Source organism: Bauldia sp., from assembly GCF_965232525.1.
GTDB lineage: Bacteria > Pseudomonadota > Alphaproteobacteria > Rhizobiales > Kaistiaceae > Bauldia.
This window is the reverse complement of record NZ_OZ246980.1, coordinates 3,164,070-3,188,165: the sequence shown is the minus strand read 5'-3', so window position 1 is coordinate 3,188,165 and position 24,096 is coordinate 3,164,070. Positions and strand designations below refer to the sequence as shown.

Annotated in this window: 22 protein-coding genes; 10 read left to right on the top strand and 12 right to left on the bottom strand. The window is 63.9% G+C overall.

Annotated elements, in window-relative coordinates:
- Positions 1-7: 7 nt before the first annotated feature.
- The gene (locus tag ACO076_RS15105; protein ID WP_421723665.1) at positions 8-856 is read left to right on the top strand and encodes a carbohydrate ABC transporter permease; all 849 of its coding nucleotides are present in this window, start codon (positions 8-10) and stop codon (positions 854-856) included.
- 68 nt (positions 857-924) lie between these two features.
- Here ACO076_RS15105 and glp read toward each other — a convergent pair whose 3' ends face one another.
- The 8 genes from glp to ACO076_RS15065 all read right to left on the bottom strand — a co-directional run bounded on the left by glp (position 925) and on the right by ACO076_RS15065 (position 9,161).
- The gene (gene glp, locus ACO076_RS15100; protein ID WP_421723664.1) at positions 925-2,136 is read right to left on the bottom strand and encodes a gephyrin-like molybdotransferase Glp; all 1,212 of its coding nucleotides are present in this window, start codon (positions 2,134-2,136) and stop codon (positions 925-927) included.
- Positions 2,133-2,618 (bottom strand): cyclic pyranopterin monophosphate synthase MoaC, encoded by a 486-nt coding sequence (moaC, locus tag ACO076_RS15095; protein ID WP_421723663.1) that lies wholly within the window; start codon positions 2,616-2,618, stop codon positions 2,133-2,135. Before moaC ends, glp begins: the two co-directional genes overlap by 4 nt.
- Positions 2,615-3,133, bottom strand: coding sequence for a GNAT family N-acetyltransferase (locus ACO076_RS15090; RefSeq protein ID WP_421723662.1), 519 nt, complete (start codon positions 3,131-3,133; stop codon positions 2,615-2,617). The genes moaC and ACO076_RS15090 overlap by 4 nt, the downstream gene beginning before the upstream one ends.
- A gap of 5 nt (positions 3,134-3,138) precedes the next feature.
- A complete protein-coding gene (gene trpC, locus ACO076_RS15085) occupies positions 3,139-3,942 on the bottom strand; it encodes an indole-3-glycerol phosphate synthase TrpC (RefSeq protein WP_421723661.1) in 804 nt (267 codons plus the stop codon).
- 1 nt (position 3,943) lies between these two features.
- Positions 3,944-4,957, bottom strand: a complete 1,014-nt coding sequence (trpD, locus tag ACO076_RS15080; protein ID WP_421723660.1) for an anthranilate phosphoribosyltransferase — start codon at positions 4,955-4,957, stop codon at positions 3,944-3,946.
- Positions 4,958-4,966: 9 nt separating this feature from the next.
- Positions 4,967-5,575: an anthranilate synthase component II gene (locus ACO076_RS15075; RefSeq protein WP_421723659.1), complete on the bottom strand. Its 609-nt coding sequence runs from the start codon at positions 5,573-5,575 to the stop codon at positions 4,967-4,969.
- Between the two features lie 112 nt (positions 5,576-5,687).
- Complete coding sequence (gene trpE / locus ACO076_RS15070) at positions 5,688-7,202, bottom strand: anthranilate synthase component I (RefSeq protein WP_421723658.1); 1,515 nt, start codon at positions 7,200-7,202, stop codon at positions 5,688-5,690.
- Positions 7,203-7,244: 42 nt separating this feature from the next.
- Complete coding sequence (locus ACO076_RS15065) at positions 7,245-9,161, bottom strand: SurA N-terminal domain-containing protein (RefSeq protein ID WP_421723657.1); 1,917 nt, start codon at positions 9,159-9,161, stop codon at positions 7,245-7,247.
- Between the two features lie 161 nt (positions 9,162-9,322).
- On the opposite strand from ACO076_RS15065, the gene tpiA reads away from it, so the two are divergent.
- The 3 genes from tpiA to ACO076_RS15050 all read left to right on the top strand — a co-directional run bounded on the left by tpiA (position 9,323) and on the right by ACO076_RS15050 (position 12,312).
- On the top strand, positions 9,323-10,066 hold the full coding sequence (tpiA, locus tag ACO076_RS15060; RefSeq protein WP_421723656.1) for a triose-phosphate isomerase: 744 nt from the start codon (positions 9,323-9,325) through the stop codon (positions 10,064-10,066).
- A gap of 73 nt (positions 10,067-10,139) precedes the next feature.
- The gene (gene secG, locus ACO076_RS15055) at positions 10,140-10,577 is read left to right on the top strand and encodes a preprotein translocase subunit SecG (protein WP_421723655.1); all 438 of its coding nucleotides are present in this window, start codon (positions 10,140-10,142) and stop codon (positions 10,575-10,577) included.
- 103 nt (positions 10,578-10,680) lie between these two features.
- Entirely contained in the window at positions 10,681-12,312 is a 1,632-nt protein-coding gene (locus tag ACO076_RS15050; protein ID WP_421723654.1) for a CTP synthase, read from the top strand.
- Between the two features lie 6 nt (positions 12,313-12,318).
- On the opposite strand, the gene ACO076_RS15045 is transcribed toward ACO076_RS15050, so the two are convergent.
- Positions 12,319-12,969: a class I SAM-dependent methyltransferase gene (locus tag ACO076_RS15045; protein WP_421723653.1), complete on the bottom strand. Its 651-nt coding sequence runs from the start codon at positions 12,967-12,969 to the stop codon at positions 12,319-12,321.
- Between the two features lie 191 nt (positions 12,970-13,160).
- On the opposite strand from ACO076_RS15045, the gene ACO076_RS15040 reads away from it, so the two are divergent.
- Positions 13,161-14,888 (top strand): vWA domain-containing protein, encoded by a 1,728-nt coding sequence (locus ACO076_RS15040; protein ID WP_421723652.1) that lies wholly within the window; start codon positions 13,161-13,163, stop codon positions 14,886-14,888.
- A gap of 64 nt (positions 14,889-14,952) precedes the next feature.
- The gene (locus ACO076_RS15035; RefSeq protein WP_421723651.1) at positions 14,953-15,828 is read left to right on the top strand and encodes a VOC family protein; all 876 of its coding nucleotides are present in this window, start codon (positions 14,953-14,955) and stop codon (positions 15,826-15,828) included.
- A gap of 10 nt (positions 15,829-15,838) precedes the next feature.
- On the opposite strand, the gene ACO076_RS15030 is transcribed toward ACO076_RS15035, so the two are convergent.
- A complete protein-coding gene (locus ACO076_RS15030) occupies positions 15,839-16,696 on the bottom strand; it encodes a hypothetical protein (protein WP_421723650.1) in 858 nt (285 codons plus the stop codon).
- Between the two features lie 244 nt (positions 16,697-16,940).
- Between ACO076_RS15030 and ACO076_RS15025 the strand changes: the two genes are divergently transcribed.
- Together ACO076_RS15025 and kdsA are read left to right on the top strand one after the other, a co-directional pair.
- On the top strand, positions 16,941-18,251 hold the full coding sequence (locus ACO076_RS15025) for a hypothetical protein (protein WP_421723649.1): 1,311 nt from the start codon (positions 16,941-16,943) through the stop codon (positions 18,249-18,251).
- A gap of 68 nt (positions 18,252-18,319) precedes the next feature.
- Positions 18,320-19,162 carry a 3-deoxy-8-phosphooctulonate synthase gene (kdsA, locus tag ACO076_RS15020; RefSeq protein ID WP_421723648.1) on the top strand — a complete coding sequence of 281 codons (843 nt, stop codon included), beginning with the start codon at positions 18,320-18,322 and terminating at the stop codon, positions 19,160-19,162.
- 25 nt (positions 19,163-19,187) lie between these two features.
- Here kdsA and ACO076_RS15015 read toward each other — a convergent pair whose 3' ends face one another.
- Positions 19,188-19,736 (bottom strand): RBBP9/YdeN family alpha/beta hydrolase, encoded by a 549-nt coding sequence (locus ACO076_RS15015; protein ID WP_421723647.1) that lies wholly within the window; start codon positions 19,734-19,736, stop codon positions 19,188-19,190.
- A gap of 38 nt (positions 19,737-19,774) precedes the next feature.
- Positions 19,775-20,749: a DUF1835 domain-containing protein gene (locus tag ACO076_RS15010; protein ID WP_421723646.1), complete on the bottom strand. Its 975-nt coding sequence runs from the start codon at positions 20,747-20,749 to the stop codon at positions 19,775-19,777.
- Between the two features lie 109 nt (positions 20,750-20,858).
- Between ACO076_RS15010 and eno the strand changes: the two genes are divergently transcribed.
- Both eno and ACO076_RS15000 read left to right on the top strand, forming a co-directional pair.
- Positions 20,859-22,136 carry a phosphopyruvate hydratase gene (gene eno / locus ACO076_RS15005; protein ID WP_421723645.1) on the top strand — a complete coding sequence of 426 codons (1,278 nt, stop codon included), beginning with the start codon at positions 20,859-20,861 and terminating at the stop codon, positions 22,134-22,136.
- A gap of 27 nt (positions 22,137-22,163) precedes the next feature.
- Complete coding sequence (locus tag ACO076_RS15000) at positions 22,164-24,005, top strand: CocE/NonD family hydrolase (protein WP_421723644.1); 1,842 nt, start codon at positions 22,164-22,166, stop codon at positions 24,003-24,005.
- Positions 24,006-24,096 lie beyond the last annotated feature (91 nt).

Below are 24,096 nucleotides of genomic sequence, written 5' to 3'. Positions count from 1 at the left end.
CGGCGCTGTGTTTCCCCGTCCGATCCAGAAGGCGTCGCCGATCGCCAATGTGTCCTACCGGGTGGCTCTGCCGGTGGCGTTGATCCTGTGGCTGTTACCTCTGGGCGCGGTGATGCTGACATCGCTCCGCTCCATCGAAGACATCAATCAAGGCAACTACTGGGGATGGCCGGATACCTGGGAGTTCGCGAACTATCTCGTCGTCTTTGAATCGACGCCGATGGCGCGGTTTATCCTGAACTCGCTGATCATCACCATTCCAGTGATGATCGGCTCGGTGGCGTTGGCCGCGGCGGCCGGCTACGCGCTCGCCAAGTACCGGTTCGCGGGCAACATCTGGCTGTTCGCGCTTTTTGTCGGCGGCAATTTCGTCCCGTTCCAAATTCTGATGATTCCGGTGCGTGACATGGCACTGGTCACCGGCGTCTACGATACGCATTTGGCTTTGATCCTGTTCCACCTCGCTTTCCAGGCAGGATTCTGCACTCTTTTCATGCGAAACTTCATCTCCGGCCTGCCGAACGCACTGATCGAGTCGGCGCGGGTGGAGGGCGTCAGCGAGTACAAGATCTTCTGGTTTATTGTGTTGCCCCTGGTTCGGCCGGCGCTCGCCGCACTCGCTGTGCTGATCTTCACGTTTGTTTGGAACGACTACTTCTGGACTCTGGTTCTCGTGCAGAGCGATAGCGTCAAGCCGGTCACCGCCGGTATCAGCGCGCTTCGCGGCCAATGGCTCGCCTCTTGGCAACTGATCTCGGCCGGCGCGATTCTGGCGGCCTTGCCGCCGGTGGCCTTGTTCTTCGTCCTACAGAGGCACTTCATCGCCGGCCTGACGCTTGGCGCTACCAAAGGCTAACCTATCCGTGCCGGTCTCGGTGATCGCATGAAGTTCGCAGCCCATGCACAGCGGACCGCCCAACAGACTCACCGGCCACGCAAGCGGATGATCTGACACGGGTCGCCTGGCCACGACGGCTCGGCGTGCGGTTCGCGGACGATCAGGCAGTCGGCTTCCGCGAGGACGGTCAGCATGGCGCTGTCCTGAACCGGGAGTGGCGTCGCCAGGGGCCGTCCGTCCGACGTCTCGCCGAAGCGCGCGCGGACGTAATCCTGCCGCGCCTGATTAGCCGGCATCGGCGCGCCGAGCACGGCAGCCTCCGTTGGATCAACGCGCGGCCGGCCGAGCAGAGCTCCGACCAGCGGCTTCAGGAACAGGAGGCCGCACACCATCGCCGAGACCGGATTGCCCGGCAGGCCCAGCACACGCCGGTCTCCCAGTCGACCGAACATCAGCGGTTTGCCGGGCCGCATGGCGATCCGCCAGAAGTCGAGCGTCATGCCGGCGTCGAGCAGGGCTTTCTGAACCAGGTCGTGATCGCCGACTGACGCGCCGCCGAGGGTCACCAGGATGTCGGCGGAGATGGCTTCGGCCGCGGCGATCGAGCGGGCGAGCGCCGACGGTTCGTCCGCGGTAATGCCGAGATCGTGGGGAGCGCCGCCGGCGTCCCGGACGATGGCGGCAACACCGACACTATTTGACGAGACGATCTGATCGGGACCCGGTTCGGCCCCGGGCGGAACCAGTTCGTCGCCGGTGGCGACGATCGCCACGATTGGCCGCCGCCGAACGGGCAGGGCGCCGTATCCCATCGCTGCCGCGAGGGCGATTTGGCTGGGGGTCAGCCGCGATCCCGCGCCCAACAATCCGTCATCGGCACGAAAATCGAGACCCGCCATGCGGATATGGCGTCCCTGTTCGGGCGGCTCGCGGACCAATACCGTGTTCTCGTCGAGGCGCTCGGCGTTTTCTTGAATGAGGATGGTGTCGGCGCCGGGCGGAACCGGCGCGCCGGTAAAAATGCGAACGGCTTCGCCCGGCGACACGGCACCGCCAAAACGATCCCCGGCGGCCGCGGTTCCGATCACGGTAAGGCGCGCGCCGGCGGTCGCGTCGGAAGCGCGGACGGCGTAACCGTCCATCGCGGAGGCGGGGAAGGGCGGCTGGTCGCGTCGGGCGACGAGCGGTTCGGCCAGGACCCGATCATGGGCATCGGCGATGGCAACGGTCTCCGCCGACAGCGGATCGACGTCGCCGACGATGCGGTCGATCGCCTCGGCGACAGGTAGGAGGCTCATGACTGGGCGCGCCAGGCGCCGCTTTGCCCGCCGGTTTTTTCGAGCAGGCGGATATCGCCGATTGTCATGCCGCGATCGATTGCCTTGGCCATGTCGTAGATGGTCAGACAGGCGACCGAAACGGCGGTCAAGGCTTCCATCTCTACGCCGGTGCGCTCGGCGACTTTCGTGGTCGCCGTGACGCGGAGCCCGGGCAGCGCCTCGTCTGCTTCGATATCGACGACCACCTTCGACAGGCCGATCGGATGGCAGAGCGGTATCAGTTCATGGGTTCGTTTGGCCGCCATGATGCCGGCAATCCGGGCGGTGCCGATAACGTCACCCTTGTGAGCGTCGCCCGCCAAAATCGTTTCCAGCGTTTCGGCCTGCATCACCACATGGCCCGTCGCCACCGCCGTGCGCTCGGTCACCGGCTTGGCCGAGACATCGACCATGTTGGCGGCGCCGGTCGGGTCGAGATGGGTGAGGTCGGACTTGGTCATTCGGTATCGAACCGCATAAACGCCCGTTGATCGACCGACAGGCCCGATTCGATCTCGTGTTGGCGCAGGATGAACAAGGCCGGCGTCCACTCTGCTTGTTCGAGATAACGGAAGCCCAGCCGTTGGTAGAATGGTCCGTTCCAAGGGATGTGCCTGAAGGTCGCGAGTGTCAGCGCGCTGACACCCTCCGCGCCGGCGAAGCGGCTTGCCTCATCGATGAGCTGGCGGCCAAGGCCGCGCCGCCCGTGTTCCTCGCGCACGGAGATCTCGTAGATGTGAGCCGCCCGATCCAAAAGGCCGACGAGGATGAACCCAATCGGCACGTCATCCGGCTCGGTCGCGGCGACAAAGACGCCACCCAAAGCACCGACAGCGCCGATGAAGGTTGCGTCGGTCGGTTCGCCCGCGGCGATTTCGGGCATGGCCTGCGCCGCGAATCGCTGCGCCGCGCTTCGCTCGATCTCCGGAAGCTGGTCGTATTCGTCGAAACGGGCTGGGCGAACGGTGTACGCCATGGCGGTCAAACGGTAACGGTCGTTCCTAGGAGGCTTGCGGTCGCGGCCGCAACGTCATCCTGACGCATCAGGCTCTCGCCGACGAGAAATGCGTTGATGCCCGCCTTCTGCATGCGTTCGATGTCGGCCGGCGTGAAGATCCCGCTTTCGCCGACGATCATCCTGTCGTCCGGGACGTTGGGGGCCAGCGCTTCACTGACCGCCAGCGATGTTTCGAATGTGCGCAGGTTGCGGTTGTTGATCCCGATCAGCGGTGACGCCAGCTTGAGCGCGCGGTCAAGTTCTGCGGCATCGTGAACCTCGACCAGGACGTCCATTTCGAGCGCGTGCGCGGTTGCTTCGATCGCCGCCGCATCCGCGTCGCTGACGGCGGCCATGATGATAAGGATGCAGTCGGCGCCCATCGCCCGGGCCTCGAAGACCTGATAGGGCTCGTAGATGAAGTCCTTCCTGAGCACCGGCAGCGAGACGGCTTCCCGTGCCGCAACCAGGAACGCCGGCGCCCCCTGGAAGAAGGGACCGTCGGTGAGGATCGAAAGGCAGGTGGCGCCGCCGGCCTCGTAGGCTTTGGCCAACGACGGCGGATCGAAGTCGGCCCGGATCAGCCCCTTGGAGGGGCTGGCCTTCTTGATCTCCGCGATCAGGGCCGGACGTCCGGCTGCAACCGTTGACTGGAGCGCGGCGATGAACCTGCGCGGCGCCGGCGCAGCGGCGGCCCGGCGCTCGATCTCGGCCGGCGGAACGCTCGCCTTCGCCGCCGCGATTTCCTGGCGTTTGCTGGCTTCGATGGTTTTGAGAATGTCGGTCATGTCAGGCATTCGAGACCTTGGCGAGGTGATCCAGTCGCTCCCGCGCCTTGCCGTTGTCGATCACCGCCGCTGCGAGGCGGACCCCATCGGCGAAGTCCTTGGCAATACCGGCGACCACCAAAGCGGCGCCGGCGTTTAGGAGGACCGTGTCGCGATAGGGGCCAGGCTCGCCGTCCAGGACCTTGCGCATGGCCTCGGCATTATGAGCCGCGTCGCCACCCTTGATCGCATCGGTAGGCGCCTGGGCGATGCCAACATCGCCGGGTTCAATCGCGAAGACATCGACCTTACCGTCATTCAGTGCGGCGACCGTGGTCTTGCCGGCCGGGGATATCTCGTCGATGCCGCCTTCACCGTGGACCACCCAGGCCCGCTCGGCGCCAAGATCACCGAGCACCCGGGCGAGCGGCTCGACCCACTCAGGCGAGAAGACGCCGACCAGGTAGCGGCGGACGCCGGCCGGGTTGGACAGGGGACCGAGCAGGTTGAACACAGTGCGGAACCCGAGCTCGGCCCGGGTCGGCCCGACATGCTTCATCGCGGTATGGTGCATCGGCGCGAACATGAAGCCGATTCCGGCCTCGCTGATGCATCGCGCGATCGCCTGTGGGGCGAGTTCGATGTTGATGCCAAGCTCCGCCAATGTGTCGGCCGCGCCGGAGCGTGAGGTCAGCGCGCGATTGCCGTGTTTCGCCACAGGCACGCCGGCGCCGGCAACGACAAACGCAGCGGTGGTGGAAATATTGTAGCTGCCGGACCCATCGCCTCCAGTTCCGACCACGTCGACCGCATCGGCCGGCGCGTCGACCGGCGTCATCTTGGCGCGCATCGTCGCGACCGCCCCGGCGATTTCCTCGACCGTCTCGCCCCGCATCTTCAGGGCGGTGAGAAAGGCGCCAAGCTGGGCCGGCGTCGCGGCGCCGGACATGATGACGTCGAAGGCTTCCCGCGCCTCGCCGCGGTCAAGCCGCGCGCCATCGGCAACCTTGCGAACGATGATCTTGAAATCGGCCATTCTCGGCTCCTAGGCGACGGACGTCTCGGGCCGCCGCTCGGCGTTCCAGGCGTCGGCGAGATCGAGGAAGTTCCGGAGGATACGGTGCCCGTGTTCCGATGCGATCGATTCGGGATGAAACTGGACGCCATGGACCGGGTGCGTCTTGTGCATCGCCCCCATGATCACCGTCCCGTCGGCGGTGGCGGTCGCTTCGAGGGTGTCGGGGAGCGTCTCCGGCGCGATGGTCAAGGAGTGATAGCGGGTCGCGTTGAAGTCATCGTTGAGGCCACGAAACACCGATCGGCCCGTATGGTGAATCCGACTGAGCTTGCCGTGCATCAATGTGGGTGCCCGGTCGATCCGTGCGCCATAAGCCTGGCCGATGGCCTGATGGCCGAGGCATACGCCGAGGATCGGTGTCGTGGTGCCCAGCCGATCCACCACGTCCAAGCAGATACCCGCCTCGTTCGGCGTGCAGGGCCCGGGCGACAAGACGATCGCTTCGGGAGCCATCGCGGCAATCGCGTCGACGGTGATCTTGTCGTTGCGGTAGACGACCGGCTCCGCGCCCAGTTCCCCGAGGAAGTGAACCAGGTTGTAGGTGAAGCTGTCGTAGTTATCGATAACAAGCAGCACGGGATGGCTCTCTGCCGACGTCAAACATGCAGGATATGCCCTCCCGGAGCGGCTCAGTCCATAGCGATGGCCGACTTACATCGGAGTGGGCGGTCTCAGTGCAACGCTGTGGCTACTGCCCGCGCCCGGCCGCGGAGGCGAAACGGACCGCCTCGTCGGCGGCGCGGAACAGGGCGCGGGACTTGGCGACGCACTCCGCGTGTTCGTTTTCGGGAACGGAATCCGCAACGATGCCGGCGCCCGCCTGAACATACATGGTGCCGTCCTTGATGATCGACGTCCTGAGAATGATGCATGAGTCCATATCGCCGTCGGCGGTGAAGTAGCCGACGCAACCGGCGTAGATGCCGCGTTTCTCCAACTCCAGTTCGTCGATGATTTCCATCGCGCGGACCTTGGGCGCGCCCGACACCGTTCCCGCAGGGAAGCCGGCGGCGAGTGCCGACAACGCGTCTTCGTCGGCGGACAGCCGGCCGATCACGTTGGAGACGATGTGCATCACGTGGCTGTAGTACTCGGGAAAGAACTGATCGGTGACCTCCACCGATCCGATCTCGGCGACCCGGCCGACATCGTTGCGGCCGAGATCGAGAAGCATCAGATGCTCGGCCCGCTCCTTCGGGTCGGCGAGGAGTTCGGCTTCCAGCGCCTTATCGGTTTCGGCTGAATGGCCGCGCGGCCGGGTCCCGGCGATCGGGCGGATCGTCACTTCGCCGTCGCGGACCCGGACCAGGATCTCCGGGCTCGACCCGGCGACGGCGAATTCGCCGAAGTCGAGGTAGTACAGGTAAGGCGATGGGTTGACCCGGCGAAGCGCCCTGTAGAGCGCGAAGGGCGGCAACGTGAACGGGGCCTCGAACCGTTGTGACAGGACGACCTGAAAGATGTCGCCGGCCGCAATGTACTCTTTGGCCCGGGCGACCATCTCCAGATAGCGCTCCTTCGGCGTGTTCGAGACGACCGGCATGTCGAGGTCGGCGTCGACGGTGTCGACGGACTTGTCGAGCGGTGTGTCGAGGGCATCCACCGCATCCGTCAGTCGATCGACCGCGCGCCGGTAGGCCTGCTCGGCGCTGACGTCGGCCGACGGGCGAACCGGCGTCACCACGGTGATCTCGTCCCGAACGGCGTCGAACACCACTACGACCGTCGGCCGGATCAGCATCGCGTCGGGGAAGCCAAGCGGGTCCGTGTTCGGCTCCCCTAACTCCTCCATCAGCCGCACCATGTCGTAGCCGAGATAGCCGTAGATGCCGGCGGCCATCGGCGGCAACTCTGGCGGCAACTCGATCCGCGACTCTTCAATCAGATGCCGCAGCGCATCGAGCGGTGTTTCGTCAATGACTTGAAATTGATCCGGGATGTTCTTTGGGTCTTTATTGATCTCGGCGCGGCCGCTGATCGTCCGAAAGATCAAATCGGGCGCGTAGCCGATGATCGAGTAGCGGCCGCGCACGGCGCCGCCTTCCACAGACTCGAGCAGAAAGCAGTTGGCCCGGCCGGCTGACAACTTCAACATGGCCGATACCGGCGTCTCGAGATCGGCGACAAGCCGGGTCCAGCAAACCTGCGACTCGCCAGCGTCGTAGCGTCGCGCGAACTCAGCGTCCGGCGGGTCGATCAACATCGGTCACGTCCCCGGGGTCAGGCTAGCAGGATCGCTAACCGCCTACATACCTTGGTGTAGACCGCCGTGCGCTGGCGGATTGATGACTTGCTGCAGTGCCGCCTGGTTCACCGAGACCGACAGCAAGTTCTGAAGCTGGGTCACATATTGCTGCAGATAGTCGTTGCTGATCTCAGTCGATAGCCGCGCAGCCATCTGATCCGAGGCGGGCAGGCCGGAGAAGTAGGCCGGAATCGTTACCTCCGACACCGCAATAACGACCTTGTTCTGATTCTCGCCATCGGCGACGGCGGTGTGACCGCGCGGCCCGCCAAAGGCTGCCTGAATCGCAACTCCCGTCAGGTCTCCCGACGGCGGCGTCAGCCGGGTGACCGCTTCAGCGTCATTGACCGCGACGCCATAATCCTCGGCGATGGTGGCAATGTCTTCGCCTCGGGCCAAACGATCGCGGATCTCATCCGCGCTGTCGGTCAGTCGCTCGTCGATCGCAGCGTCCCGATAGGCGGTGAGCACGCGCTCCCGAACCTCGGAAAGCTCGCGGTCACGTGGTTCGCTAACCGCCGCGACCTCGTACCAGACATATCCGACTTCGAGCGGTATCGCGTTGTTCTCCAAGCCAATATCGCTTTCGAAGATGGCTGCCACCAGTTCGTTGCCACCCGGTAGGTCGGCAATCGGCTCCCCATCGCCGTCGTTGCCGCGGCTGTCGACCGCTGGATAGGTGACCAGCGACAGCCCGTAGTTGGTGGCGATTTCGTCCAGCGTGGCGCCGCCGGCCCGGGCGTCCTCGATGACGTCCAGTTGATCGCTGATCTCCTGTGCCGCGCGCGACTCGGCAAGCTCTTGTTTCAGTTCAGTCTTCACGTCGTCGAAGGGCTGGACGACTTCTGGTTCGACCGATGTGACGCGGACGATGACGGGACCGAAGCGCCCCTCGATCAAGCCGCTGGTCTCGCCTTCGGCCAGGGCGAACACGGCCTCGGCCGTCGTGGTGTCGAGGATCTCGGCCTGGGTCACGACCCCGAGATCGATGTCGGTCGGGGTCAGCCCACGCTCGGCCACCAGATCCTCGAACGTCGCACCGTCCGCGAGGGCCGATGCCGCCGCCGTGGCGTCGCCGCTGCTGTCGAAGACAATCTGCTCGACGCGACGCCGTTCCGGTGTGGTGAACCGGGCGGCGACCTGCCCGTCGTAGAGGTTGCGGGCCTCCTCGTCCGATATGTCGCCCGTATCCGCCAGGTCGGCCGGTGTCATAGCCATGACCCGCACCGATCGCAGCTCCGGAGCTCTCCAGTCGCTCTGGTGTTCCTCGAAGAACGCGATCAGCTCGGTTTCGGTCGGCGGGGGCACGTCGCCGACAAGGCTCGGCGGCAGGACAAGATAATCGATGTTTCGTTCCTCGGCCTGGTATTCGTGGAACGCGCGCAGATAGGCGTCCGGGACTTCGACACCGCCAGCCAAAGCAGATGCAAGCTGCTGGCGGACATATCCCTCGCGCAGTTCCTCGATGAAGTCGTTCTCGGTCATCCCGTTCGAGCTGACGACCTGGGAGAAGACCGCCCGATCAAACGACCCTGTCGATCCCCGAAAAGATGGATCATTCGCTATCTGTTGGCTGAGCGTTTCCCCCGAGACCCCAAGGTTCAGGGCGTCTGCCTGATTGGTCAGCGTTGCTTCGGTGACCAACTGCCCAAGAACCTGCCCAGGGATGCCAAACACACTCGCCTGCTGATCAGTGACCGGCTGTCGAATCTGCTGCGCAAGCTGGCGTTTCGCCAGTTCATACTGACGGTAGAACCGCTGCGTCGGTACACCGGTATCGCCGACCGTGGCCACGGTGTCCCCGCGGAAGCCGGAGAAGAAGTCCGAGACACCCCATACGGCGAAAGCTACCACCAACAGAGCAATCAGAAGCTGGGCGGCCCAGCCTTTGGCGCCGCGGCGAAGTGCGTTCAGCATCATCCATTCCTTACAAGTCGGCGGCCCGCGAAGTGTCGCGCGCCGCCCCAGCCACTCGTCCGGGATCATAGGCAGCGGGCAGGGCAGTCGCAAGGTATGAGCGCTTTGCTTCGCCGCCGGTTTTTGCTACCGCTCCCGCGGCTTACCGAGGGAGCAAATCGATGCCGGATCGCAGACCGCTCGTCGCGGGAAACTGGAAGATGAATGGCGTCGCCGCCAGCCTGACCGAGATCGACGCAATCGGCGACGGCCTGATCGATCCGCCATGCGATGTGGCGATCTGCCCGCCGGCGACCCTGATCGCGGCAGCCGTGGAACGGGCCAAGAACACGCCGCTGATGATCGGCGGTCAAGACTGTCATATGGCCGAAAAGGGCGCGCATACCGGCGATCTTTCCGCCGAGATGATCGCCGACGCCGGGGGCAAACTGGTCATCGTCGGTCACTCGGAGCGCCGCACCGATCACGGGGAGGCCGACGCCCTGGTCCGGGCCAAGGCCGAGGCGGGCTGGCGCGCCGGCCTCCTGGTGATCCTGTGCATCGGCGAAACCGAGGCCGAGCGGCGGGCAGGGGATACGCTTGCCGTCCTAGACCGGCAACTCGCGGGTTCACTGCCGGACGGCGCCGATGCACACAGACTTGTGATCGCCTACGAGCCAGTCTGGGCGATCGGAACCGGCCTGACGCCGTCCAATGATGACATCCAGACCGCCCATGCCCATATACGGCAGCGATTGGTCGCCACCGTCGGCAATAACGGGGCAGCGATCCGGGTGCTTTACGGTGGTTCGGTCAAGCCGGGGAACGCGGATGAAATCCTGCCGCTGCCCGATGTCGACGGGGCGCTGGTCGGCGGCGCGAGCCTCAAAGCCGCCGATTTCCTGGCTATTGTCGCGGCTGCGTGAGGCCGAAAACAGAATTGTGGCAACTCGGGACCGGATCGTATAGAACGCGGCGGATTCAAGGACAGTATATTCAATGGAAACCGTAATCATCGTCATCCATCTGATGGTGATCGTCGCGATGATCGCCGTGGTTCTCATGCAGCGCTCCGAAGGTGGCGCGCTGGGGATCGGCGGCGGTGGCGGCGGCAATTTCATGTCGAGCCGCGGCCAGACCAATATCCTGACCCGGACGACAGCGATCCTCGCCGCGGCGTTCTTCGCCACATCGATCGTTCTGACGGTGATCTCGCGCTTTCAGGATACGCCGGCGTCGATCCTCGACGACGTCTCGACAACGCCTGCGCCGATCACGACGGAAGGTGAACCAGGAGCTGTGCCCGGCACCGGAACCGGTGGCGGCGACGGGATCTTGGACGAATTGCTCGATTTCCGCGGGGAGCAGGATCTCTTAAGCGGCGATGGTGCCGCGACCGACCAGCCGGCGACCCCGCAGGTTCCAACCTCGCAGTGACCGAATAGCTCCGTCTCCGGCAATCCGCCGGCGGCACGTTTTTCTGATTCGCTTGTATTTTTGACTCACCGAATCAGTGAGTCAGGGGATATTGTCGGGGCCCATGGCGCGGTACGTCTTCATCACCGGCGGCGTGGTCTCTTCCCTCGGAAAAGGCATTGCCTCGGCCGCACTCGCGGCCCTCCTCCAGGCGCGTGGATACCGCGTCCGGCTGCGCAAGCTCGACCCCTACCTGAACGTCGATCCGGGCACGATGAGCCCGTATCAGCATGGCGAGGTATTCGTCACCGACGATGGCGCCGAGACCGACCTCGACCTTGGCCATTACGAACGGTTCACCGGGCGTCCTGCGACGCAGCAAGACAACGTCACCACCGGGCGGATTTATCAGGGGATCATCACCAAGGAGCGGCGCGGGGACTACCTCGGTGCCACGGTCCAGGTCATTCCCCACGTCACCGACGCCATCAAACAGTTCGTCCTGGAGGGGAACGAGGACGAGGACTTCGTCCTTTGTGAAATCGGCGGCACGGTCGGCGATATCGAGGGCCTGCCGTTCTTCGAGGCGATCAGGCAGCTCGGCAATGACCTGCCGCGTGGCGATGCCATCTACATCCACCTGACGCTGATGCCGTGGATCGCCACGGCAGGGGAACTGAAGACCAAGCCGACCCAGCATTCGGTCCGCGAACTTCGCGAGATCGGTATCCAGCCGGACATCCTGCTGGTGCGCGCCGACCGCCCGATCCCGGCCGAGGAACGCCGCAAGCTCTCGCTGTTCTGCAACGTCCGGCCGAGCGCGGTGATCCAGGCCCTTGACGTGGCGAACATCTACGACGTGCCGATCGCCTATCACGCTGAAGGGCTCGACGATGAGGTGCTGTCGGCCTTCGGCGTCGATTCCGCACCGATGCCCGATCTCGAGCGGTGGCACGACATCGGCCGGGCGATCACCCAGCACGAAGGCGAGGTCACCATCGCCATCGTCGGCAAGTACACCGGCCTCCACGACGCCTACAAATCGCTGGTCGAGGCGCTCCGCCACGGCGGGATCGCCAATACGGTCAAGGTCAACATCGACTGGATCGAATCCGAGACGCTGGAGGGTGACGGGGCACTACTACAACGCCTCGACAATGCCGACGGCGTCCTTGTACCGGGTGGCTTCGGCAAGCGCGGATCGGAAGGCATGATCGCTGCCGCCCGCTTTGCCCGCGAGCACAAGCTGCCATTCCTCGGCATCTGCTTTGGCATGCAGATGGCTATGGTCGAAGCGGCGAGAAATGTCGCGGGTTTGGCAGACGCCAGTTCGACCGAATTCGGACCGACCGACGAGCCGATCGTCGGGCTGATGACCGAGTGGGTGCGCGGCAACCTGACCGAACGGCGGGACGACGCGAGCGATCTTGGCGGCACCATGCGGCTCGGGGCCTATCCTGCGATCCTGTCGCCCGGCAGCCGGATCGCCGAGATCTACGGCACCACGAGTATCAGAGAGCGGCACCGGCACCGGTACGAGATCAACATCAACTATCGCGACCGGCTCGAAGCAGGCGGCGTGCGCTTTGCCGGCCTGTCACCGGATGGCCTGCTGCCGGAGACCTTCGAGTATGTCGATCACCCCTGGTTCATCGGGGTACAGTATCACCCGGAGCTGAAGTCGCGGCCATTCGCGCCGCATCCGCTGTTCGCCTCGTTTATCGCTGCCGCGGTCGAACAATCGCGGCTGGTCTGAGCAGGGTCAGCGTGTGGCAACCAGGCAGGCGTAATTCTGCGCCGATGTCGGCGTCTCGATATTCGGCTCCAAAAGGGCCAGACACTCCGCATCCTTGAATCCTGCCTCGTGTAGCAGTTCGAGATGGCGTGCGACCGGAAAGCGGCCGGCCTCGAAGTCCCAGGTTGTCCCGTCGGGCTTGATGAAGTCGCCATTGACGAGGACACCGCCTTCCGGCAGCGCTTCCAAACAACGGGCATAGACGTCGGCCACGGCCTGCTGTCCGCCGAGATCGTGCAGCGCCCAGGTCGAGACGACGGCGTCGGGACGCTTGCTGAGGCGGGCTGGCCATTCCAGGTCCATCAGGTCGGCATTGGTGAAGACGACGCGGGCCCCATGATCGCCGAGTGTCTTTCTGGCGACGTCAAGAAACGCGTCGGAAAAGTCGACGGCCTCATAGGTGATGGAGTTGTTCCGCTCCAGGATATGGCGGGCGAGGTAGCCCGGACCGGTACCGAGCTCGACCACGTGAGCGGTCGGTTTGTCGAGGCGCTCGACCTGGCTGAGGATCAGATCGAACAACTGAAGCCGCGGTCCGGATGGCGCGAACCGATCCGCCCAGTCCTGAGCGAAGTCCGAATCATGAAACGCGTGTTCCGCGCCGACATATCCCGTCATGTGCGTTGCTCTCCGTTCGGTCGGCCCGGCAATGAGCGGGGCGGCGGGCAGTCTGCCTTGTCGGTGGACTGTGCCGCAACAGGACCGCGCCCGAATCCGGCCCCGCATCTTTCACATTCCGGCCCACCTGAAGCCGAAATGCCGCGCGAGGGTCGATACGCGCCGGGGGGCGTCTGTTGGAGGCTCCGGCCATGCAGCGCACTCCCACATTTCGCCCCATATCGCTTTTGATCGCCACGGCGATCAGTTCGGCGGCCGTCTTGTCGCTATCCGTGCCGGTCGCAAATGCCCGCGTGATCGACGGCATCCCCGACCCCGTTACCTGCGCCCGGCTTGGGTTTGGTCACGAGCGCGCCGATCGCGGCGCACCTCGCGGCCGCGCTCCCGGAAAGGTGCTGCGCAACGCCGCACCAATAGACGCACTGAACCCAGCGCCAACGCCGCAGGCTCCGGCGATCGCGATGGAGAGCGCGGCCGACTTCGCGGTGCCACCGGTCGACACTGAGCGCTACCCGGACGCAACGCCAAATCCGATCAAACAGGCCGCCAACGAGCCGGTTTCCACCTTCTCGATCGATGTCGACACGGCGTCCTACGCCAACGTGCGCCGTTTTCTCAACGACGGACACCTGCCGCCACGCGACGCGGTACGGGTCGAGGAGCTCATCAACTACTTCGACTATGGCTATGACGGCTCAAGCGATCCGGACATTCCGTTCAGCGTTCATGCCTCGGTCGTGCCGTCGCCCTGGGCCGAAGGCCGCGAGATCATTCATATCGGCCTGCAGGGTTACGACATCGAGGCCAGCAAGCGGCCGCCCCTCAACCTGGTGTTCCTGATGGATGTCTCCGGCTCGATGGACGACCCGGCCAAGCTGCCACTGGTCCAGAAGGCGCTGAACCTGCTCGTCGATGAACTGAGGCCTGAGGATCAGGTCTCGATCGCCGTCTATGCCGGCGCGGCCGGAGCGGTTCTGGCGCCGACGCAGGGGGACCAGAAACTGAAGATCCGCTGCGCCATCGACGCCATGCGGGCCGGCGGCTCGACCGGGGGCGGCGAAGGATTGGCGCTTGCCTATGGGATGGCCGAGCAGGGCTTCGATGGCGAAGCGGTCAATCGCGTGATCCTGATGACCGACGGCGATTTCAACGTCGGCGTTGCCGATCCCGAGAGGCTCGAAGACTTCGTTGCCGAGAAACGCGATACCGGCGTCTACCTCTCGGTCTACGGTGTCGGCCGCGGCAACTACAACGACGTGATGATGCAAACCCTGTCGCAATCCGGCAACGGCACCGCCGCCTACATCGACACACTGCAGGAAGCCCGAAAACTGTTTCGCGACGATTTTTCGGGTTCGCTGTTCCCGATCGCCGATGACGTCAAGATCCAGGTCGAGTTCAATCCGGCCCGCGTCGCCGAGTATCGGCTGATCGGCTATGAGACCCGGGCCCTCGATCGCGCCGACTTCAACAACGATCAGGTCGATGCCGGAGAGACTGGGGCCGGCGCCTCGGTAACCGCCCTCTACGAGATCACGCCGGTCGGCGGTCCGGCCGCCATCGACCGGTTGCGCTACCGGACCGCACCGATCGAACAGGGGGACGGCGGCGAGCTTGCCTTCTTGCGGATCCGCTTCAAGCAGCCGGGCGGCCATACCTCAGAACTGATCGAGCAGCCGATCGGCGATATCGATCGCCCGGAAACGCTTGACGAAACGCCGGAATCCAGCCGCTGGGCACTGGCTGTGGCGGCGTATGGTCAGAAGCTCCGCGGCGACCCATGGATCAACCGGGACTTCGATTGGGAGGCGGTGATCGCGCTGGCCAACGGTGCGAAGGGCGAGGACCCGTTCGGCATTCGCGCCGAGTTCGTCCAGTTGGCGCGTGCCGCCGAAACGGCACGCTCGGTCAACGAGTAGCTATGCCGACACGAGGTCAATGTGGCATGGTCCTTTGAGGGCGAGTCAGCTGGTGGGGAGGACCATGCCGCGCGGTATCGATCATGTGGTGATCGCGGTTCGTGATCTGGACGCCGCGCGGAAAACGTACGAACGGCTCGGCTTCATCCTGACCCCCGAGGCGCGCCACCCCTTCGGCACCGCAAACACCATCGCCCAGCTCGACGGCTCGTTCATCGAACTGCTCGGCATCGCCGACTCCGCCGCCATCCCGCCGGCGACCGACGCCGAGTTTTCGTTCGGCGCCTTCAATCGTCGCTATCTGGAGAGCCGTGAAGGCATGTCCATGCTGGCTCTCCACAGCGACGACGCAGCCGGCGACCGCGCCGATTTCGCCGCGCGGGGCCTGCCCGTCTATGAGCCCTTCCATTTCGAACGTATGGCAAAGGGGTCCGACGGGATCGAACGCCCGCTGTCGTTCTCGGTGACATTCACCAGCGATGCGCGGATGCCCGATGCCGGCGTGTTCACGGTCCATCACGAGCATCCGGAGAACTTCTGGCGCGAGTTCTATCAGTATCATCCGAACGGGGTGACGCGCATCGCGGCGGTGGTCCTGGCTGCCCCCGATCCGGCGGACTTCCACGAGTTCTTCTTTCATGTGACCGGCCAGCACGACATGCGATCCGACAGCATGGGCGTGGCGATCGATACGGGTTCGGGCCGCATCGAGCTGATGACCCCCGTGGCGGTCGAGGCTCTCTACGGCGAGACGGTCGAAGCGGCGGCCAAGCCGCACTTCGTCGCGCTACGGCTCGCCGCCAAGGACCTTGATGCTGTCCGGACCGGGCTCTCGGCCAATGGCATCGCCTTCCGCGAAATCGCACGCCGGGTGGTTGTCCCAGCAAGCGAGGCCTGCGGCGTCGCGATCGCCTTCGCGGCGGAGGCGGAAACGGACTAGGACCGGGCCATCACTCCCCGTCGGGGCGGATCACCGCAGGGCTCGTGCCGCTCTCGTCGAGATACTCATACGGCCCGATATCGCGGAGCGCTTTATACGAGTAGCACAGAAGCGGCACCCAGATCGCCGTCGACAGGATAAACAAGAAGTAATTCAGGATGAGATCCGGGAGCATCGTGGCCGGAGAGAAGGAGTCAGGCTCGCTCGGAAAGATCAGCGCCAGGATGAACGGCGCCAACAAAGAGAGAATAATGAAGGGAACCATGCCGAGGGCGATGACACCGAACATCCGCATTGCGTTGCCCTTGGTTGCCTGCCAGGCGCCGCGCAGGTCGATCTTTTCTTCCGCCACGATATGAGGATAAACGAGCAAAAGCCTGGCGAGCAAAAGCCCAGCAACAACGTACATCACGATCGTAAGTGTGAAGAGGCCAAATGATGCACCGGTCGCCGCTGCAAAGGGAATAGCAAAAGGTATGGAGGCCAAGCTAAGCGCAAATGCAACTGCGATTGCAATGAGGCCGAGAAGAATACTGGCGCCGACGAATTTGAGCTCTGTCGGTCCGATGCGGAAAGAAATATTTTCGCCAACGCGGCTATCCCCGAACAAGATCATCCGATGAAGCGAGACAGCAATCGTCGCAGATACGAATAATGAGACGGCGGCCATAACAACGAATGAAAGAAGAATAGAGCCGATGTTTGGACTGCTTGGATCGAAACTGCCCGCCGTTATGAGCGCCACGACGACAGATACGGCAAAGAAAACAAGCGCCGGAAACCAAGTCAGTCTCAGGATCGTACCGAACTCGCCAAACGCGAACCGATACGCGTATCGAATAACTTCAAAGACCGGAATCTTTCGCACGCCGATGCCTCATCTCATCGCTCAAACGCCGCAGGTCCGAGTTGGCTCGGTCTGGTCAACCGACACTCCGACCGCGATCCCGCACAGCGTCTAGCACAAATCGGGGCAACCGCGCCCTCGCGTTGCACCGAAACGATGTCGACGGCGATTCCTACGGCGCAGACTCCCGGGTGAAGCATTGCGATGACCGCGAACCGAGGAATGGATGAGCCGGTGACGTCCAATGATCTGCCGGGATTTCGAGATGCCGCATATCGCGTTCTTGCCGGGGGAGCCGAAATGCCGCAATCTCACGCCGATGACTCGGGCCGTAGGGGCGGACAACGTGGCGGGGAGGAACTTTACCGTGGTCGGTACTGCTGGGTCTTTGCGGCCGACCCTTGGTGAGGCGCGGGCACCGCGACATCGTTCCGTTCCTGGCAAGGTCAGGGCCGGCGTGGCCATTCTTGCCGCGTTTGGGCTGGCGGCCTGCCAGAACATGGCCGCAAACACCGGCATCTATTACAATGAAGGCTTGGCGGAGTCGGCCAACAGCATCCTCCTGAAAAATATCATTCGGGCGGCGAAGGGTTATCCGACCTATTATTCGGCGCTTGGCGATTTCTCTAGCGATGTATCGAGAGATCTCGAATCATCGCCCAGTATCGATATTCCGTTTAACGTCGGCCGAGGCTCGCTCATCGATGGGGACATCGACATCAACCTGGCGCCGTCGCGCAGTGTAACCCGCGATCGGAATGCCAACGCCTCGTCGCTCGAAACGGAGGATTTCACCCAAGCGATCCACACCCGGATACCACCCACCACCCTGCTTTTCTTCACCGAGGGCCGCGATCCAGCCAATCGGAGCCTGCTCCTGATGTTGATGACGGAGCGCCTCGCGGTCACGTCGAGCGACTACAGGAATACGATGCAGGTCGCCTACCAGAGTTGCCAGGAGCGGGCACTGAGGCTGTCCGCCGCCGACCGCGGCATTTGCCGCAATCTGGCCGAGAACGACCCGACATTGTCGTGCGCCGCCCATTCGATTGAAATCGACGGCACTCAGTTCGTGAGTCTCAACAACGATCCGACGAACACCTGTGAATTCACTGAATTCAAGCTCTTCATCGAAGCTCTCGTTGTCGGAAACCCCAACGTCCAAATTCAAGACGACGGCACCGCGGCGGTAACCGTCTCCACCGAAAGCGATACCATCGCGCTGTTCGAAGACGAGGGAACAGGGCTCGTCCTGCGCTCGCCCCACGAGATCGTCACCTACCTCGGTAAGATCGTGAAACAGACCTTCCTCGGCGATGATGACGACCTGCTCACGGTGACCTCGTCGACCGGCGAGGACATTCCAATCTTCGTCGTCGAAGAGGGCAAGGACTTCGGTGAGGCCAGCATCGCGGCCCATGTCGACGGCGACACATTCTGGATTCCGAAACAGAGCCTGCGTTCGGTGGAATCGCATGCCACGTTCAAGGCACTGAGCATCCTCAAGGACATCATTTCCTTGAACACAGCTCAGAATCAGCTTCCCACCGGCCCGCCACGGATCGTCGTGGATTAGCGGAATCGACGTATCGTTGACCAGTCGTCCCGGAGTCAGTGAGTGGGCAAGGCTGTGAACACAGGGCGATGACCGGTCCATCCTCCCATGTCGCTGTCGGCGACGCGACCTTCGGCAACGATTTGCCGCTGGCGCTGATCGCGGGCCCGTGCCAGCTCGAGACGCGCGACCATGCGTTCGAGATGGCCGGTCGGCTGAAGGAGATGACCACCGCTCTCGGCATTGGCTTCGTCTACAAGACCTCCTTCGACAAGGCGAATCGCACCAGCCTCGCCGGTCGCCGCGGCCTCGGGCTCGACGCCGCCTTACCGATCTTCGCCGAGCTGCGATCTGAACTCGGGGTGCCGGTCCTGACCGACGTCCACGAGCGCGAGCAGTGCGGTTTGGTTGCCGAGTGCGTCGATGTCCTCCAGATTCCGGCATTCCTCTGCCGGCAGACCGACCTGCTGGTCGCTGCCGCCGAAACCGGCAAGCCGATCAACATCAAGAAAGGGCAGTTCCTCGCCCCATGGGACATGGCGAACGTGCTTGGCAAGGTGGTCGACAGCGGCAATCCGAACGTCCTGTTGACCGAGCGGGGCGTCAGCTTCGGCTACAACACGCAGGTCTCCGACATGCGCGCCTTGCCGATCATGGCGCGGACCGGCGCGCCCGTGATCTTCGACGCGACGCACTCGGTCCAGCAGCCGGGCGGGCAGGGGACCGCCACCGGCGGCGACCGGACGATGGTTCCGGTCCTGGCGCGGGCGGCCGTCGCAGTTGGCGTTGCGGGCGTGTTCATTGAAACCCATCAGGACCCGGACAACGCGCCCTCGGACGGGCCGAACATGGTGCCGATCGATCAGATGCCGGCACTGTTGGAGACGCTGATGGCGCTTGATACGTTGGTCAAACGCGGGTCGATGGTGTGAACGACGGCGGACGCGGCCGGAACGGCTAAGCGGTCTCGACCTCTCCACCCATCAGCCGCGCCAGAATTGCTTTTCCCTCCGGCCAGTCGCCGAGGCCCGAGTCGGCGTTGATGTGCCCCTCGTCGCCGACATTGACGAATTCAGCGCCCCAGCGACGGGCGAAGAATCGCGCTCGCGTGATGGTGGAATACGGATCGTTCTGGCTGGCGACGAGCACCGTCGGAAACGGAAACCGCGATAGCGGCATCGGCGTGAAGTCCCGCAGCGGGTCCTCGATCCGACCGATGTCGTCGACGTCAGGTGGGGCGACCAGCATTGCGCCCGACACATCGCGGAGTAAGCGGTCCTCCACCGCCCAGGCAACGGTGGGGCCGCCAAGGCTGTGGGCAACGATGAATGCACCGGGATGGGCGTCGACCGCCGCAACCAGTGCGGCCACCCAAGGGGCGCGCCGCGGCCTATCCCAGTCCGCCTGCACGACCCGTACGGCGCCGGGGATTTCGTGCTCCCAATAGGTTTGCCAATGTTCGGGGCCGGACCCGTTGAGGCCCGGGACGATCAGGACGGTCGGCATGGAAACCCGTTCGCTGGACGGAGAGGACGAGGTGTCTTCTATGCCGCGCTCGCCCGCGGCGGCACAAGCGCCGCGGCGTCGCGATCGTAGCGCCAAACGTCGCGCCCCTCGAGGCGGGTGCCGGCCCACCAACGGTTGACACCATCGAGGGCGACGTGATCCGCGGTGCCGCCGAGCACCGCGCGCCCGGCCTCGGTGAGCGACAGCCTGCTGCTGCGCAGGTGGTCAATCTGGTCCGCCACATTGACGATCCGATCGACGCCGGTGATCAGGGGCGTGGGCGCGCCGAGCAGGTCGTCAACGATGGCGAAGAACGTGTTGTCGCCCATGAACGCGGCCTCTTCCGCCGCCAGCGTTTCCGGGAACACGCGTATCGGTTCGTGAATGCCCTGGTCGATCAGGGTGAGGATCGTCGTTTCGGTGCGGCTGAGCCCGTTCTTGCCGGGCAACTCCTCCAGAAACCGGCGGAGCGCCGGTCCGAGAAACGGGAAGCCGGCGGGCACCTCGGGCAGCTTTGAGACCGTCGGTCGTGGCGTCGAGGCGGCGAGGTCGGCCCACAACGCTGCTCCGAACTGCAGATCAGCCGCATCAATCGGGCGGGCCTTCTCGGCAAACCGCAGAACCGTGTCCGGTCGCTGGGTGGCGATGAAATCGTCAGCCTGAACAAACGTCACGCGGTCGGTGCGGTTGTCACCAGCCAGAACTGATAGAATTTGAACGACTTGAAGCTGATCGTACAGGTCATGCTCGAACCAGAGTTCGATCGTGTCGTAGCGCCTTTGATCGCCGATGATCGTGTCCCGTTCGACAAAGGTCGAGTGGACCTCATCGGGATTGAGGTTCAGGCGCTCGGCCAGGAAAGCGGCCCGGATGCGGGATTGCTCTGCCAAAGGTCCAGCCGTAATTGGGCCTTCGTGTAGCACGTCGCGCCACGGCAGAATCACGCCGTCACGGCCGGCCTCGGCCAGCAGGTCAGCGGCGCTGTCGCCATTCGTGATGATCAGGGTTCCCATGGCCGGCCACCATGCCGTGCGTTCATCAATCTGTCACGTCAAATCCCCTTCCGCCGGCCCAGTCGCTCGGGTAGAAGCGAGGCGCCACCAACCAGCGAGGGGACCCGACATGACCGCCATCATCGACATCATTGGCCGTGAAATTCTCGACAGCCGCGGCAATCCAACGGTCGAGGTCGATGTGGTGCTCGAGGACGGGTCGCTTGGTCGGGCCGCGGTTCCGTCGGGCGCCTCCACCGGCGCTCATGAGGCGGTCGAGTTGCGCGACGCCGACGACAACCGGTTCCTCGGCAAGGGGGTCCAGAAGGCGGTCGCCGCCGTCAACGGTGAGATTTTCGACGCGATCGGCGGCATGGAGGCGGAAGGCCAGCGCCACATCGACCGGACGATGATCGAGCTCGACGGCACCGCCAACAAGGGCCGGCTCGGCGCCAACGCCATGCTCGGTGTGTCGCTGGCGGTCGCCAAGGCCGCCGCCGAGGCCGCCGGGCTCCCGCTCTACCGCTACGTCGGCGGGATCAATGCGCACGTCCTCCCGGTTCCGATGATGAACATTATCAATGGCGGCGCTCACGCCGACAACCCGATCGACTTCCAGGAATTCATGATTCTGCCGGTCGGCGCGGACTCCTTCGCCGAGGCGGTACGGATCGGAGCGGAGGTGTTTCACACCTTGAAGAAAGCGCTCAAAGACGCCGGCCACAACACCAATGTCGGCGACGAAGGGGGCTTCGCCCCCGATCTTCCGTCAGCAGAAGCGGCGCTCGATTTCGCCCTGCAAGCCATCGAGAAGGCCGGCTACAAGCCCGGCGAGGATGTCGCGCTCGGCCTCGATTGTGCCGCCACCGAGTTCTTCGCCGACGGCAAATACGTCTACGCTGGAGAAGGCTCGACCCGCGACCCGGCCGGGCAGGTCGCCTATCTCGCCGCCCTGGTCGAGAAGTATCCGATCGTCAGCATCGAGGACGGCATGTCCGAGGACGACTGGGAAGGTTGGGCCGCGCTCACCGAGGCCATCGGCGACCGGTGTCAGTTGGTGGGCGACGATCTGTTCGTCACCAACACGGCGCGACTGACGGAAGGCATCGGCCGCAGTGTTGCCAATTCGATCCTCGTCAAGGTCAACCAGATCGGAACGCTGAGCGAAACGCTCGAAGCGGTCGATACCGCCTATCGGGCGCGCTACACCGCCGTGATGTCGCATCGCTCCGGCGAGACCGAAGACGTCACGATCGCCGATCTCGCCGTCGCCACCAACTGCGGCCAGATCAAGACCGGGTCGCTCGCCCGATCCGACCGGCTGGCGAAGTACAATCAGTTGATCCGGATCGAGGAGGAACTGGGCATGCAGGCGGTCTACGGCGGCAAGAGTTTCCGTAGGCTCTAGCAGGGGATCATTGCGGGGAGCGTTTCGATGACGTGGTTTTCGCGTTCCGGCGTGGCATCGGCGCTCCTTCTTGCCTTCAGCGTCTCCGCTGTCGCGGAATGCCAACGCCTCGACCCCGCGCCGGCGGCCGGTACTGAGAGGATCTCCGAATTCGGCAAATACCAGGGCTACTCCGAGGCAAGGTACGACTCCTTCGTCCGCTCCTCCACCTATGTCGAAGTCAGCGACGGCGGCAAACTGGCGACCGACGTCATGATCCCGGCGGTGGACTGTGTCGCTGCCGACGAACCGCTGCCGGTGGTTTGGATCTACACGCCCTACAAGCGTGCCCATCTCAACGACGATGGCAGCGTCCGAACGGCCGTCACCGATCACAACGCCGAAACCCTGGTTCGCCACGGCTACATCATTTCCGCCACCGCGATTCACGGCACGGCTGCCTCGTTCGGCGGTTATCGCGGCTTCACGCCGCCGAGCGAAACCCAGGCCGCGTACGACATGATCGAATGGCTGGCCGCCCAACCATGGAGCGATGGCAATATCGGGATGATCGGCGGCTCGTATCCGGGGATGGTCCAGTTCAACGTCGCGGCACTCGATCCGCCGCCGCTCAAGGCGATCTATCCTGACGTATCGGCCTTTGACTTTCATCAGACCGTTCATCCCGGAGGCATCTTTCGGTACATGCTCTGGGACTATTGGAGCCAGCTCCGACACAACATGGACCTGGTCGTGCCGTCGGTGCCGGTCGATGCCGATACCTCCGGAGCACTGCTAGCTATCGCCGAACGACAGCATCGTCGGAACTGGGATCCGCTGTCGGTGTTCCGGCGCGCGAAGTTCCGCGACTACGATCAGCCGGACTTCTCGTGGGATCGGAACATGATCGTCACCAAGATCGACGCCCTGAACCGAGCCGCGATTCCGACCTACTTCTCCGATGGTTGGAAGGATGTGTTCATACCCGACGTCCTGTTCTGGTACGCCAACTTCACCGGGCCCAAGCGGATGACCATCGGCCCCTGGTCCCACAATTCGAGGAAGGACCCGAAACCGATCGTGGAGCAGCGGTGGCATCTGACGGCGATCGAGCAGCATCGCTGGTTCGACTACTGGCTCAAGGGCATCGACAACGGCATCATGGACGAGGTGCCGATCAACTATACGCTGATCACGGGCCCGGAGATGAAACATGTCTGGCGCACGACGGCGTCGTGGCCACCGCCGGACATCGTCGAGCAACCGTATTTCCTGGGCCCCGATCAGCGCTTGACCACGGATGAGCCGGACGACGCCAGTGCCGCCGACGTCTATGTGTCCGACTACACAACGACGACCGGCCCCAATTCGCGATGGAACCTCTTCGAGAGCGGCCAGCAGGTCTATCCCGATATGGCGTTCAACGACGCCAAGAGCCTGACCTACACGTCTGGGCCTCTAGCGGCAGACGCCAATGTCATCGGCTTCCCGGTTGTCACACTCTACGTTTCGTCGACCGCCAATGACGGCGATTTTCACATTCTCCTCGAGAAGGTCGACGATAAGGGTGTTTCGACATACGTGACCGAAGGTCTTCTTCGCGCGTCCCAGCGCAAGCGGGTACCGGCACCGTGGAAGAACTATGGACTGCCCTATCAGAGCCACAAGAGTACCGACGTCCAGACGCTGATCCCCGACGAAATCGTCGAACTGCAATTCTATCTGATGCCGACGTCTTACAAGTTCCGCGCCGGCGACCGTGTCCGAATCGCGATCATGGCGGCCGATTCGGCCAACACAGAGAATATCGTCTTCGCGGACCCGCCGACCATGAACGTGTTCCGCGACCAGGCACACAGGTCACGCATCGTGTTGCCGATCGAGCAATAGGCGTCGATCGCCGGGTGTCCCGGCGCGGGCTATCCGGTGCCGTGGATTGCCGCGCAACAACCATCCATTAAGGCTATTCGGTCACTATCGC

Coding starts and splice junctions, on each gene's coding strand:
- glp (WP_421723664.1), bottom strand. CDS start 2,136: ATGAGCCTCCTACCTGTCGCCGAGGCGATCGACCGCATCGTCGGCGAC.
- moaC (WP_421723663.1), bottom strand. CDS start 2,618: ATGACCAAGTCCGACCTCACCCATCTCGACCCGACCGGCGCCGCCAAC.
- ACO076_RS15090 (WP_421723662.1), bottom strand. CDS start 3,133: ATGGCGTACACCGTTCGCCCAGCCCGTTTCGACGAATACGACCAGCTT.
- trpC (WP_421723661.1), bottom strand. CDS start 3,942: ATGACCGACATTCTCAAAACCATCGAAGCCAGCAAACGCCAGGAAATC.
- trpD (WP_421723660.1), bottom strand. CDS start 4,957: ATGGCCGATTTCAAGATCATCGTTCGCAAGGTTGCCGATGGCGCGCGG.
- trpE (WP_421723658.1), bottom strand. CDS start 7,202: ATGTTGATCGACCCGCCGGACGCTGAGTTCGCGCGACGCTACGACGCT.
- ACO076_RS15065 (WP_421723657.1), bottom strand. CDS start 9,161: ATGCTGAACGCACTTCGCCGCGGCGCCAAAGGCTGGGCCGCCCAGCTT.
- tpiA (WP_421723656.1), top strand. CDS start 9,323: ATGCCGGATCGCAGACCGCTCGTCGCGGGAAACTGGAAGATGAATGGC.
- secG (WP_421723655.1), top strand. CDS start 10,140: ATGGAAACCGTAATCATCGTCATCCATCTGATGGTGATCGTCGCGATG.
- ACO076_RS15050 (WP_421723654.1), top strand. CDS start 10,681: ATGGCGCGGTACGTCTTCATCACCGGCGGCGTGGTCTCTTCCCTCGGA.
- ACO076_RS15045 (WP_421723653.1), bottom strand. CDS start 12,969: ATGACGGGATATGTCGGCGCGGAACACGCGTTTCATGATTCGGACTTC.
- ACO076_RS15040 (WP_421723652.1), top strand. CDS start 13,161: ATGCAGCGCACTCCCACATTTCGCCCCATATCGCTTTTGATCGCCACG.
- ACO076_RS15035 (WP_421723651.1), top strand. CDS start 14,953: ATGCCGCGCGGTATCGATCATGTGGTGATCGCGGTTCGTGATCTGGAC.
- ACO076_RS15025 (WP_421723649.1), top strand. CDS start 16,941: ATGCCGCATATCGCGTTCTTGCCGGGGGAGCCGAAATGCCGCAATCTC.
- kdsA (WP_421723648.1), top strand. CDS start 18,320: ATGACCGGTCCATCCTCCCATGTCGCTGTCGGCGACGCGACCTTCGGC.
- ACO076_RS15015 (WP_421723647.1), bottom strand. CDS start 19,736: ATGCCGACCGTCCTGATCGTCCCGGGCCTCAACGGGTCCGGCCCCGAA.
- ACO076_RS15010 (WP_421723646.1), bottom strand. CDS start 20,749: ATGGGAACCCTGATCATCACGAATGGCGACAGCGCCGCTGACCTGCTG.
- eno (WP_421723645.1), top strand. CDS start 20,859: ATGACCGCCATCATCGACATCATTGGCCGTGAAATTCTCGACAGCCGC.
- ACO076_RS15000 (WP_421723644.1), top strand. CDS start 22,164: ATGACGTGGTTTTCGCGTTCCGGCGTGGCATCGGCGCTCCTTCTTGCC.